Annotated in this window: 13 protein-coding genes; 9 read left to right on the forward strand and 4 right to left on the reverse strand. The window is 49.4% G+C overall.

The features are described 5' to 3' along the window. The first annotated feature begins 122 nt into the window (after positions 1-122). The 9 genes from ACTHSN_RS02370 (at position 123) to nqrM (ending at position 9,121) form a co-directional block, all read left to right on the forward strand. Complete coding sequence (locus ACTHSN_RS02370; RefSeq protein ID WP_070460320.1) at positions 123-1,541, forward strand: sodium:proton antiporter; 1,419 nt, start codon at positions 123-125, stop codon at positions 1,539-1,541. A gap of 339 nt (positions 1,542-1,880) precedes the next feature. Continuing rightward, entirely contained in the window at positions 1,881-3,224 is a 1,344-nt protein-coding gene (locus ACTHSN_RS02375; protein WP_070460322.1) for a Na(+)-translocating NADH-quinone reductase subunit A, read from the forward strand. Between the two features lie 2 nt (positions 3,225-3,226). Continuing rightward, entirely contained in the window at positions 3,227-4,459 is a 1,233-nt protein-coding gene (locus ACTHSN_RS02380; protein WP_070460324.1) for an NADH:ubiquinone reductase (Na(+)-transporting) subunit B, read from the forward strand. Then, positions 4,452-5,228, forward strand: coding sequence for a Na(+)-translocating NADH-quinone reductase subunit C (locus tag ACTHSN_RS02385; protein WP_070460326.1), 777 nt, complete (start codon positions 4,452-4,454; stop codon positions 5,226-5,228). The genes ACTHSN_RS02380 and ACTHSN_RS02385 overlap by 8 nt, the downstream gene beginning before the upstream one ends. Then, on the forward strand, positions 5,228-5,854 hold the full coding sequence (locus tag ACTHSN_RS02390) for an NADH:ubiquinone reductase (Na(+)-transporting) subunit D (protein ID WP_003684313.1): 627 nt from the start codon (positions 5,228-5,230) through the stop codon (positions 5,852-5,854). Before ACTHSN_RS02385 ends, ACTHSN_RS02390 begins: the two co-directional genes overlap by 1 nt. 3 nt (positions 5,855-5,857) lie before the next feature. Next, the gene (gene nqrE / locus ACTHSN_RS02395) at positions 5,858-6,451 is read left to right on the forward strand and encodes an NADH:ubiquinone reductase (Na(+)-transporting) subunit E (protein ID WP_003684365.1); all 594 of its coding nucleotides are present in this window, start codon (positions 5,858-5,860) and stop codon (positions 6,449-6,451) included. A gap of 13 nt (positions 6,452-6,464) precedes the next feature. Continuing rightward, positions 6,465-7,682, forward strand: a complete 1,218-nt coding sequence (nqrF, locus tag ACTHSN_RS02400; protein WP_049323894.1) for an NADH:ubiquinone reductase (Na(+)-transporting) subunit F — start codon at positions 6,465-6,467, stop codon at positions 7,680-7,682. Between the two features lie 132 nt (positions 7,683-7,814). Then, positions 7,815-8,882 carry an FAD:protein FMN transferase gene (locus ACTHSN_RS02405; protein ID WP_083290029.1) on the forward strand — a complete coding sequence of 356 codons (1,068 nt, stop codon included), beginning with the start codon at positions 7,815-7,817 and terminating at the stop codon, positions 8,880-8,882. A 17-nt stretch (positions 8,883-8,899) separates the two neighbouring features. After that, the gene (gene nqrM / locus ACTHSN_RS02410) at positions 8,900-9,121 is read left to right on the forward strand and encodes a (Na+)-NQR maturation NqrM (RefSeq protein WP_070460328.1); all 222 of its coding nucleotides are present in this window, start codon (positions 8,900-8,902) and stop codon (positions 9,119-9,121) included. A 227-nt stretch (positions 9,122-9,348) separates the two neighbouring features. On the opposite strand, the gene rpmG is transcribed toward nqrM, so the two are convergent. The 4 genes from rpmG to ACTHSN_RS02430 form a co-directional block, all read right to left on the reverse strand. Next, positions 9,349-9,504, reverse strand: coding sequence for a 50S ribosomal protein L33 (rpmG, locus tag ACTHSN_RS02415; RefSeq protein WP_003684373.1), 156 nt, complete (start codon positions 9,502-9,504; stop codon positions 9,349-9,351). Between the two features lie 30 nt (positions 9,505-9,534). Further along, positions 9,535-9,768 carry a 50S ribosomal protein L28 gene (rpmB, locus tag ACTHSN_RS02420; protein ID WP_002216391.1) on the reverse strand — a complete coding sequence of 78 codons (234 nt, stop codon included), beginning with the start codon at positions 9,766-9,768 and terminating at the stop codon, positions 9,535-9,537. Between the two features lie 250 nt (positions 9,769-10,018). Continuing rightward, positions 10,019-11,347 carry a branched-chain amino acid transport system II carrier protein gene (brnQ, locus tag ACTHSN_RS02425; RefSeq protein ID WP_440365048.1) on the reverse strand — a complete coding sequence of 443 codons (1,329 nt, stop codon included), beginning with the start codon at positions 11,345-11,347 and terminating at the stop codon, positions 10,019-10,021. 1 nt (position 11,348) lies between these two features. After that, positions 11,349-12,245 (reverse strand): segregation and condensation protein A, encoded by an 897-nt coding sequence (locus ACTHSN_RS02430; RefSeq protein WP_049323891.1) that lies wholly within the window; start codon positions 12,243-12,245, stop codon positions 11,349-11,351. Positions 12,246-12,247 lie beyond the last annotated feature (2 nt).

The following is a 12,247-nucleotide window of genomic DNA, read 5'->3' on the forward strand; positions in this document are numbered from 1 at the left end:
TTATACTTTCCCCTGACACCACCGCGCAGTTCGTCTGGATATTTTCAGACGGCCTGAATATTTCACCGCCGTGCTTTCTCAACGAAGTTCCTCACGGCGCAACAGAATAAAAAGGAAATACTATGCGCTATCTCTCATTTTTACTGCTTCTTGCCGCCTTTCCTGCTGCGGCATCCGATTTTGACGGCTCATCCGCAAGCCTGCTTTGGGGTCTGCCGTTTGCACTGATTCTCTTGTCTATTGCACTCGGACCTCTGTTTTTCTCCCATACTTGGCACCACCACTTCGGCAAAATTACGGCGTTTTGGACGCTGCTGTTTTTAACTCCATTCATCGTAACCTTTGGTTTCGGAGCCGGCGTACATACCGTTGCCCATGCATTGGTTGAAGAATATATCCCCTTTATCCTGCTGCTTTTGGCGCTCTATACCATTTCAGGCGGTATTTTTGTCAGCGGCGATTTGCATGGTTCGCCTAAATTGAACACAATCCTGTTGGCAGTCGGTACGGCTTTGTCTTCCATCATGGGGACAACAGGCGCGGCGATGCTGATGATTCGTCCGCTTTTGAAAGCCAACCATAAACGCCACTACCGCGTTCACATTGTGATTTTCTTCATTTTCTTGGTGGCAAATATCGGCGGTGGTCTGACTCCTTTAGGCGATCCTCCGCTGTTCTTAGGATTCCTGAAAGGCGTAGATTTCATGTGGACGGTCAAACACATGCTGATGCCTGTATTGATCAGTTCTGTGGTTTTACTGGCCGTTTTCTACATCATCGACAGCCGACACTTCAACCGTGAACAAAGCGAACACCTTGCTCCTGCTCCTTCCGATAAAGAAGAAAAAGTCAAAATTTACGGCAAATGGAATTTCCTGTTGCTGGCCGGTGTAGTCGGCGCGGTTTTATTGTCCGGCTTGTGGAAACCAAATCATCCGGGCTTTGAAATCTTGGGCAGCCATTACGCCTTGCAAAACCTGATGCGCGATGGCATTTTGCTGGCTTTGACCGCCGTATCTTGGATTATTACGCCCAAACAGGTACGCGCAGGCAATGAGTTCAACTTCGAGCCGATTGCCGAAGTGGGCAAACTGTTTTTGGGTATTTTCATTACCATTTCCCCCGTCTTGGCGATTTTGAAAGCTGGTGAAACAGGCGCATTGGCTTCTGTTGTTTCTTTGGTTCACGACGCGGCAGGCAATCCGATTAATGTGATGTATTTCTGGATGAGCGGTTTGTTGTCGGCATTCTTGGATAACGCGCCGACTTATTTGGTGTTCTTCAATATGGCCGGTGGCGATGCCCAAGCTTTGATGACAGGCCATCTGTTCCATTCGCTGCTGGCAGTATCCATGGGTTCCGTATTTATGGGCGCGCTCACTTATATCGGTAATGCGCCGAACTTCATGGTCAAAGCCATTGCCGAACAACGCGGCGTACCGATGCCTTCCTTCTTCGGCTACATGGCATGGTCGGTAATTGTATTGGTACCGCTGTTTGCCCTGCATACGATGATTTTCTTCGTTTGGCAGCTCTTTTAAAACTTAGAGGCCGTCTGAAATTCAGACGGCCTTTTATTTTCAGCTATATCATCAAATATAGCGTTTAAATATCAATCAGTTAAAAATTATTTCCCTTAACACTCGATTACACATTCCTACTTTTTTCCCAATTTTCCCGTAAAAATAAGCGTAAAACTGACATAAAGCAGCCTATACCTGATAAAATCTAAAGCTTTGTTGTTTGCGTTTATTCATTGTTTTTATAGCAAACCTCTGCTTTTTTTTAGACGGCCCACCCTTTGTTTCAAAGCATTACATGCCGTCTGAAAAAACAATCCGACATCCGAATCTCAACCCACCAAAAAGTAACGCATCCTTATGATTAAGATAAAAAAAGGCTTAGACCTGCCTATCGCAGGCAGACCGGAGCAAGTCATTTATGACGGCCCGGCCATTACCGAAGTCGCGTTGCTTGGCGAAGAATATGTCGGCATGCGCCCCTCGATGAAAATCAAGGAAGGCGAAGCCGTCAAAAAAGGCCAAGTGCTGTTTGAAGACAAAAAGAATCCGGGCGTAGTATTTACCGCTCCGGCTTCAGGCAAAATCGCCGCGATTCACCGTGGCGAAAAGCGCGTACTTCAGTCAGTCGTGATTGCCGTTGAAGGCAACGACGAAATCGAGTTCGAACGCTACGCACCTGAAGCGCTGGCAAAATTGAGCAGCGAAGAAGTGCGCCGCAACCTGATTCAATCCGGTTTGTGGACTGCGCTGCGTACCCGTCCGTTCAGCAAAATCCCTGCCGTCGATGCCGAGCCGTTCGCCATCTTCGTCAATGCGATGGACACCAATCCGCTGGCTGCCGATCCTACAGTCATCATCAAAGAAGCCTCCGAGGACTTCAAACGCGGCCTGTTGGTATTGAGCTGCCTGACCGAGCGTAAAATCCATGTGTGTAAAGCAGCAGGCGCAGATGTGCCGTCTGAAAACGCTGCCAACATCGAAACACATGAATTTGGCGGCCCGCATCCTGCTGGTTTGAGTGGCACGCACATTCATTTCATCGAACCAGTCGGTGCGAACAAAACCGTTTGGACCATCAATTATCAAGATGTAATTGCCATTGGCCGTTTGTTTGCAACAGGCCGTCTGAACACCGAACGCGTTGTTGCCCTGGGCGGCTCTCAAGTCAACAAACCGCGCCTCTTGCGTACCGTTTTGGGTGCGAAAGTATCGCAAATTACTGCGGGCGAATTGGTTGATGCAGACAACCGCGTGATTTCCGGCTCAGTATTGAACGGCGCGATTGCACAAGGCGCGCACGATTACCTCGGCCGCTACCACAATCAGATTTCCGTTATCGAAGAAGGCCGCAGCAAAGAGCTGTTCGGCTGGGTTGCGCCACAACCGGACAAATACTCCATCACGCGCACAACCCTCGGCCATTTCCTGAAAAACAAACTCTTCAAGTTCAACACAGCCGTCAACGGCGGCGACCGCGCCATGGTACCGATCGGCACTTACGAGCGCGTGATGCCGTTGGACATCCTGCCTACCCTGCTCTTGCGCGATTTAATCGTCGGCGATACCGACAGCGCTCAGGCATTGGGTTGCTTGGAATTGGACGAAGAAGACCTCGCTTTGTGCAGCTTCGTCTGCCCGGGCAAATACGAATACGGCCCGCTGTTGCGCAAGGTGCTGGAAACCATTGAGAAGGAAGGCTGATTATGGGCTTGAAACATTTTCTTGAAAAAATCGAACCGCACTTCCTGCCGGGAGGCAAACATGAAAAATGGTATGCCCTCTACGAAGCTGCGGCGACGATTTTCTATACATCCGGCGCGGTAACGCGCAAAGCGGCCCACGTCCGCGATGCGCTCGACTCCAAGCGCATGATGATCTTGGTGTGGCTGGCTTTGTTCCCTGCCATGTTCTACGGTATGTACAACGTCGGCGCACAGGCATTCGGTGCGTTAACGCCTGATTTGCTGCAACAAAATATCGCCAACGACTGGCATTACGCCCTTGCCAACGCTTTGGGCATCAATATGTCGTCTGAGGCGGGCGTGTTGGGCAAAATGCTGTTCGGCGCGATTTTCTTCCTGCCGATTTACGCGACTGTATTTGTTGTGGGCGGCTTCTGGGAAGTTTTGTTCGCATCCGTACGCAAACACGAAATCAACGAAGGTTTCTTCGTGACTTCGATTCTGTTTGCTTTGATTGTTCCCCCTACCCTGCCTTTGTGGCAAGCGGCTTTGGGTATTTCTTTCGGCGTTGTGGTTGCGAAAGAAGTATTCGGCGGTACAGGTAAAAACTTCATGAACCCTGCTCTTGCAGGCCGTGCGTTCCTGTTCTTCGCCTACCCTGCCAACATTACCGGCGATACCATTTGGACTGCGGTTGATGGCTATTCCGGTGCCACTGCTTTGGCGCAATGGGCGGCACACGGTGCAGACGGCCTGAAAAATGCTGTAACCGGTCAAGCCATTTCTTGGATGGATGCGTTTATCGGTAATGTACCCGGCTCAATCGGCGAAGTGTCCACTTTGGCGCTCTTAATCGGCGGCGCGTTTATCGTGTTCACCCGTATTGCCTCTTGGCGCATTATCGCCGGCGTGATGATCGGTATGATTGCCATGTCTTCACTGTTTAACTTCATCGGTTCGGACACCAACGCCATGTTCTCCATGCCTTGGTACTGGCACTTGGTAGTCGGTGGCTTTGCCATTGGTATGCTGTTTATGGCGACCGACCCTGTTTCCGCTTCCTTTACCAATGTCGGCAAATGGTGGTACGGCGCGTTAATCGGCGTGATGTGCGTATTGATCCGCGTGGTCAACCCTGCTTACCCCGAAGGCATGATGTTGGCGATTCTGTTTGCCAACCTGTTTGCCCCGATTTTCGACTATTTCGTCGCACAAGCGAACATCAAACGCAGAAAGGCGCGCAGCAATGGCTAAGAAATTCGATAAAGACAGCTTCAGCGGCACGCTGATTGTGGTATTGGTTGTCAGCCTGATTTGTTCCATCATCGTTGCCGGTGCGGTCGTCGGCTTGAAACCCATCCAAGAGAAACAAAAACTCCAGGACAAACAAGGCTATATCTTGAGCGTAGCCGGTTTGATGGATAAAAACACCGACATCAGCAAAACCTTTGCCGAGCGTATCGAGCAACGTGTCGTGGACTTGGCTACCGGCGAATACGTCGCCGATGCGCCTAAAGACTTCAGCGCACGCGTTGCCGGCAAAGACCCTGCCCAAAGCATCCAAATCAAACCCGAAGACGATTTGGCCGGTATCAAGAGCCGTGCCAAATACACCGAGGTTTATCTGGTAAAAGGCGATGACGGCAAAGTCAGCCAAATCATCCTGCCTATGCACGGTAACGGTTTGTGGTCTGTTATGTACGGCTTTGTCGCCATCCAACCCGACGGCAACACCATCAACGGCATCACCTACTACGACCAAGGTGAAACCCCGGGCTTGGGCGGCGAAATCGGCAACCCTCTGTGGCAACAAAAATTCGTCGGCAAAAAACTGTTTGACGAACAAGGCAAACTCGCCCTGCACGTCGGCAAAGGCGCAGGCTCAGACAAAGAACACGGCGTAGATGCCCTCTCCGGCGCATCGCTGACATCTAAAGGCGTGCAAGGTTCGTTCGCCTACTGGTTCGGCGAAAACGGCTATATCCCCTACCTGAACAAATTGAAATCAGCAGGAGCACAATAATGGCTGACATGAAACGCTTGAAATATTTGATGTTTTCACCCTTTATCGACAACAACCCGATTGCCTTGCAGGTTTTGGGTATTTGTTCGGCTTTGGCGGTTACCACCAAACTTCAGACGGCCATCGTAATGGGTATTTCCGTAGCTTTGGTAACCGGTTTTTCCAGCTTCTTCATTTCTTTGGTACGCAACTACATCCCCAACAGCATCCGTATTATTGTGCAAATGGCGATTGTTGCTTCCTTGGTAACGCTGGTTGACCAACTGCTCCAAGCCTTTGCTTATGAGCTGTCCAAACAGCTGTCCGTATTCGTCGGCCTGATTATTACCAACTGTATCGTAATGGGCCGTGCCGAAGCATTCGCCATGAAAGAGCCGCCGCTGGAAAGCTTGGTTGACGGTATCGGCAACGGCGCAGGTTACGGCATGATGTTGATCATCATCGCAACCATCCGCGAACTGATCGGCTCTGGCAAGCTCTTTGGCTACACCATTTTCCAAACAGTACAAGATGGCGGCTGGTATCAAACCAACGGCTTGTTCTTGCTCGCCCCTAGCGCGTTCTTCATCATCGGCTTCTTGGTATGGGGTCTGCGCACTTGGAAACCTGAACAGGCGGAGAAATAACACATGGAACATTACTTAAGCCTCTTTGTAAAATCCGTCTTTCTGGAAAACATGGCACTTTCCTTCTTCTTGGGAATGTGTACATTTTTGGCGGTATCTAAAAAAGTATCCACCGCATTCGGTTTGGGCGTTGCCGTTACTTTCGTACTCGGCCTGTCCGTCCCAGCCAACCAACTGGTTTACTCGCTGCTGAAAGACGGCGCGCTGGTTGAAGGTGTGGACCTGACCTTCCTGAAATTCATCACCTTCATCGGCGTGATTGCCGCTTTGGTGCAGATTTTGGAAATGTTCTTGGATAAATTCGTCCCTGCCCTCTACAACGCATTGGGTATCTACCTGCCCCTGATTACCGTAAACTGCGCGATTTTCGGTGCCGTATCGTTTATGGCGCAACGCGAATACAACTTCGGCGAGTCCGTTGTATACGGTTTCGGTGCAGGTCTGGGCTGGCTTTTGGCTATTGTCGCTTTGGCGGGCATTACCGAAAAAATGAAATATTCGGATGTCCCTAAAGGCCTCAAAGGCTTGGGCATTACCTTTATCGCCGCTGGCCTGATGGCAATGGCGTTTATGTCGTTCTCCGGCATCCAGTTATAAGAAAGGAATCGGCATGGAGATTATTCTAGGTATCGTGATGTTTACCCTCATCGTCTTGGTTTTGGCACTGATGATTCTGTTTGCCAAATCCAAGTTGGTGAGCGAAGGCGACATCACCATCAAAGTCAATAATGAAAAAGAGCTGACGATGCCTGCCGGCGGTAAACTGCTGGGTGCGCTTGCCAGCCAAGGCATCTTCGTTCCTTCCGCCTGCGGTGGTGGCGGCTCATGCGGCCAGTGCCGCGTTATCGTAAAAAGCGGCGGCGGCGACATTCTGCCAACCGAGTTGTCCCACATCAGCAAACGCGAAGCGCGCGAAGGCTGCCGTCTGTCTTGTCAGGTCAACGTTAAAACCGACATGGACATCGAAGTACCGGAAGAAGTATTCGGCGTGAAAAAATGGGAATGTACTGTCATCTCCAATGACAACAAAGCAACGTTCATTAAAGAACTCAAGCTTGCCATTCCCGAAGGCGAAGAAGTTCCTTTCCGCGCCGGTGGCTACATCCAAATTGAAGCCCCTCCTCACACTGTTGCCTACAAAGACTTCGACATTCCTAAGGAATATCACGAAGACTGGGACAAATACAATCTGTGGCAATATGTTTCCAAAGTGGACGAGCCGATTTTGCGTGCCTACTCTATGGCTTCATACCCTGAAGAAAAAGGCATCATCATGCTGAACGTGCGTATCGCTACGCCTCCTCCACGCGTACCTGATGCGCCTCCAGGACAAATGTCGTCTTATATCTGGTCGCTTAAAGCCGGTGATAAAGTAACGATTTCCGGTCCATTTGGCGAATTCTTTGCCAAAGATACCGATGCCGAAATGGTATTTATCGGCGGTGGTGCGGGTATGGCTCCGATGCGTTCCCACATTTTCGACCAGCTGAAACGTTTGAACTCCAAACGTAAGATTACCTTCTGGTATGGTGCACGTTCTAAACGCGAGATGTTCTATGTCGAAGACTTCGACCAACTCGCAGCAGAATTCCCGAACTTCACATGGCACGTTGCCCTGTCCGACCCATTGCCTGAAGACAACTGGGATGGTTACACAGGCTTCATTCACAACGTAGTTTACGAAAACCACCTGAAAAACCATGAAGCACCGGAAGACTGCGAATTCTATATGTGTGGCCCTCCGATCATGAACCAGTCCGTGATCAAAATGCTCAAAGATTTGGGCGTGGAAGACGAAAACATCCTCTTGGACGATTTCGGCGGCTAACAAACAAAAAGGAAGAAACTTCGGTTTCTTCCTTTTTTATTGCCAGGTCGTCTGAAAACCATACTTTCAGACGGCCTGAACCTTTCTTTTACGATACAATAAAGGCTTCAAAAAATAATCCGCGAATCCCCTATGCCGTTTCTTTCCAATTCGTTTTACCGTCCGATAATCGGCTACACCGTTGCCATCGTTTCCGCACTCACGCTCTCTGCCTGCCAACCTGAAAAACAACAAACCATCACCCTGCAAGGCGAGACCATGGGCACTACCTATACCGTCAAATACCTTTCAGATGGTCAAGACAAACTCCCCTCCCCCGCCGAAATACAAAAACGCATTGATGACGCGCTTAAAGAAGTCAACCGGCAAATGTCTACCTACCAGACCGATTCCGAAATCAGCCAATTCAACCAGCTGCGCACCGTCAATCAGGCCATGCCCATTTCCCAAGACTTTGCCTATGTAACCGGCGAAGCCTTGCGTTTAAACAAATTGACGCACGGCGCACTGGACGTAACCGTCGGCCCTTTGGTCAACCTTTGGGGATTCGGCCCGCAAAAAGAAATCACGCACGAACCGACTGCACAAGAAATCCAACATGCTTCAGAAATGGTCGGTACGGACAAACTCAAACTTTCCCAAGATGGTCAGCAGCCTACACTCGCCAAAACCCATCCCGAAGTCTATTTAGACCTATCCTCCATCGCCAAAGGTTTTGGCGTGGATAAAACCGCCGCCGAACTTGAAAAACTCAATATCGGCAATTATTTGGTAGAAATCGGAGGCGAGTTACATGGCAAAGGCCACAATGCACAAGGCAATCCTTGGCGTATCGGCATCGAGCAGCCCAATATCGTTCAAGGCGGCGCCACTCAAATCACCATTCCATTGGACAATAAATCACTGGCCACATCCGGCGACTACCGCATTTTCCATGTCGATAAGTCAGGCCGCCGCCTTTCCCATATCATCAACCCTAAAACCAAACAACCCATCAGCCACAACCTTGCTTCCATCAGCGTAGTAGCAGAAAACGCCACACTTGCAGACGGCCTTTCCACCGGATTGTTCGTCCTCGGAGAAACTGAAGCACTTAAACTTGCCGAGCAAGAAAATCTCGCCGTTTTCCTTATCATCCGGACCCCGCAAGGCGGCTACCATACTAAAATGTCCAGCGCATTCAAGAAATTATTAAACTAACCTTCAGGAATACACACATGAAAACCCTCCTCCTCACTTTCGGCATTTTTATCATTGTCATCCTTGGCATGGCAGTCGGCTATATCTTCTCCAAACGCACCATCAAAGGCAGCTGCGGCGGCATTTCCTCTCTCGGCATGAAAAAAATGTGCGATTGCGACACGCCATGCGATACCTTGCAAAAAGAGCTGGATAAAAAACAACATTCCGACGACCAAGGCATCAAGGTCGATCATTAAGTCGTTGTTGAATGTTTATTAGCGATTTAAGGCTGCTTATCCCCTATCAGGCCGTCTGAAAAATAAAAGAGCGTAATCCCAATTGATACACACTCTTTTATTTTGTCTCTTCCAAAGCAATCCAAAAATATCTTACATACACATTTAAAACAAGCCCCCAAAAACCAATCAGAAAATAAAAAGAAAAGCTCCTGCAAAACAGGAGCTTTTTCTTGGAAGAAACTAGATTATTTCAATTTAGTTTCTTTGTAAATAACGTGTTTACGGGCTACTGGGTCAAATTTTTTGATTTCCAGTTTGCCAGGCATAGTACGTTTGTTTTTAGTAGTTGTGTAGAAGTGACCAGTACCAGCACTGGACTCCAGTTTGATTTTATCGCGCATTGCAGTAATCCTTAATTAATGGTGTTTAAATTAAGCTTCGCCGCGAGCACGCAAATCAGCCAATACGACATCAATGCCTACTTTATCGATGGTGCGCAATGCAGCGTTAGAAACGCGCAGGCGAACCCAGCGGTTTTCACTTTCTACCCAGAAACGACGTGATTGCAAGTTAGGCAAAAAACGACGTTTGGTTTTGTTGTTGGCGTGTGATACGTTATTGCCAGACATCGGGCGCTTACCGGTCACTTTGCAAACTCGTGCCATGGTTAGTCTCCAAACTTCTAAAATAGTAAAACGCAATTTATACCACGAAATCCGCCCTCAGTTCAAGTCGTTTACTGAAAAAACGGGATTTGTGGAAATAAATCTTCTCAATATGTTGCATCTGCGAAACGGTATCTCGCAAAGCCTTAACTTTTCAATTATAACGGATTTCTTCAAAAAAATCATCTGTCGTTTGCGTGGTCGGCGAAATAAACAGGCCATCTGAACATTTCAGACGGCCTGTTTATCGTCATGCTTTTTTCTTCAACGCCGCATTCAAAATGCAGCCGAGTATAAAGCAGGCTAAAGAGGGAACAACCCACCCTAAACCGATATTGTAAAACGGCAATGCACGCTCGATAGCAGCCGCGGTTTCGGTATCAAATCCAAACGCGGCCTTATAGGCATCGAGCAAGCCGACCATAAGAGCCGCCATCATGGTGCAGAAATAGACAATACGGCCACCGCCAAACAGTTTATCTGTCAAGGCCAGCAAAATGATGACAATGGTCAGCGGATACAACAGCATCAACATAGGGATGGAAAACTGCAAAATCGCTGACAGGCCTTTGTTGGCCAACAGAATAGACACCACCGTATTCAGTATCACAAAGATTTTATAAGAAATACCCGGGCAAAGACGGTTGAAATATTCGGCGCATGAAGTAATCAAACCCACCGCCGTACTCAGACAAGCCAGCAGCACCATGACGCCAAGCAACACAATACCGGCCGTACCGAAATAGTGCTGTGCGGTTTTAGACAAAACCGACGCGCCGTTTTCCTGCAAGCCGATACCGGCCACACCTGTCGCGCCCATATAGCCGATAAACAGGTAAACCACTGCCAAACAAGAAGCCGCCAACACACCGGAAATCGTCGTGGTCTTCAGCAAGTCCGCGCGGTTGTCCACGCCCATGGCGCGAACGGCATCAATGACGATAATGGCAAACACCAGCGAAGCCAGCGCGTCCATGGTGCCGTAGCCTTCCAAAATGCCTTTAACCAACGGATGAGTAGCAAAATCGCCTTGCGCCGCCTGCGGCACGCCCATCGGGTTAATGGCGGCATAGCCGACCAATATCGCGATTGACAACAACAAAACAGGCGTGAGGATTTTACCGATACGGTCAACCAGCTTCCCCGGAGAAATCGACAGCCAATAAGTAATGCCGAAAAACACCAGGCTGAATACGGCCAATGCGATGTTTTTCCAAGATTCATCAATGAAAGGGGAAATCGCGGTTTCAAAAGACACTGTCGCCGTACGTGGCATGGCAAACAGAGGTCCGATTGCCAGATAGAGCGCGGTGGCAAAAGTCACGCCGTACCAAGGTGCAACACGGGAAGCCAATGCCTCCACATCACGCGAGCCGGAATAGCCGACGGCAATCACGCCCAGCAATGGCAACCCCGCCCCGGTCAGCAGAAAGCCGGACATCGCCGAAAGCCAGTTATCACCGGCCTGCTGTCCCAAAAAAGCAGGAAAAATCAGGTTCCCCGCCCCAAAAAACAGGGCAAACAGCATTAAGCCTACCGCCCATAAAGAAGCTTTGTTATGACTTGTCGTCGAATTCATTTTAGTTCTCTTTTTTCAAATTTTCGTTATCGGTTTCATCGGCTTCAAGGCCGTCTGAAAACATTTCGGCTTCGTTTGTTTCCAAACCGTCTTTCAGGCTGATTTCGATTTCACCATAATTTTCAGGCTGCACGATACGCACCAAGCCTTCTTTAGCCAATTCCAGCAATGCAATAAAATTGACCACCACATATGTCGCGCCCTGCTCCGGCTTAAACAAATCGCTGAACTTACTGATACCGCTTTCGTTCAAACGACGCAAAATCGCCGTCATCTGCGCACGCACGGAAATGGTTTCCCGCACCACTTCATGACTGCGCGTATGCTTGGCACGCGACAAAATACCCAACCAAGCCTGCGTCAAATCGGCAACGTACACTTCCGGCAACTTCGCTTCGACCGCAATTTCCAGCGGCAAATACGCCCAAGCAAAATCACGTCCGGCACGCGGCAACGCATCCAAACCCTGAGCCGCCAGTTTCATCTGTTCGTAAGCCAACAGACGGCGCACCAGCTCGGCACGCGGATCCGCCTCTTCATCCTCAACTTCTTCAGGACGCGGCAACAGCAGGCGCGATTTAATTTCAATCAACATCGCCGCCATCAGCAGGTATTCCGCCGCTAAATCAAACTGATACGCTTCCATTTGGGCAATATAGTGCAGATACTGCTCGGTAATCTTCACCATCGGAATATCGAGGACATCGATATTTTGCTTGCGGATAAGGTACAGCAACAAATCCAACGGCCCTTGGAAGCTGCTCAATACCACCTTCAACGCATCAGGCGGAATAAACAAATCCTGAGGCACATCGGTGACAGGCTGACCGAACACCCACGCAACGGTATGTTCAGACGGCGTTGCGGCAGTGGAAGAAATAAGGTGTTCTGAAGGCATGG

The sequence above is a fragment of the Neisseria sp. P0009.S010 genome (assembly GCF_051958545.1).
GTDB classification, from domain to species: Bacteria; Pseudomonadota; Gammaproteobacteria; order Burkholderiales; family Neisseriaceae; genus Neisseria; species Neisseria subflava_A.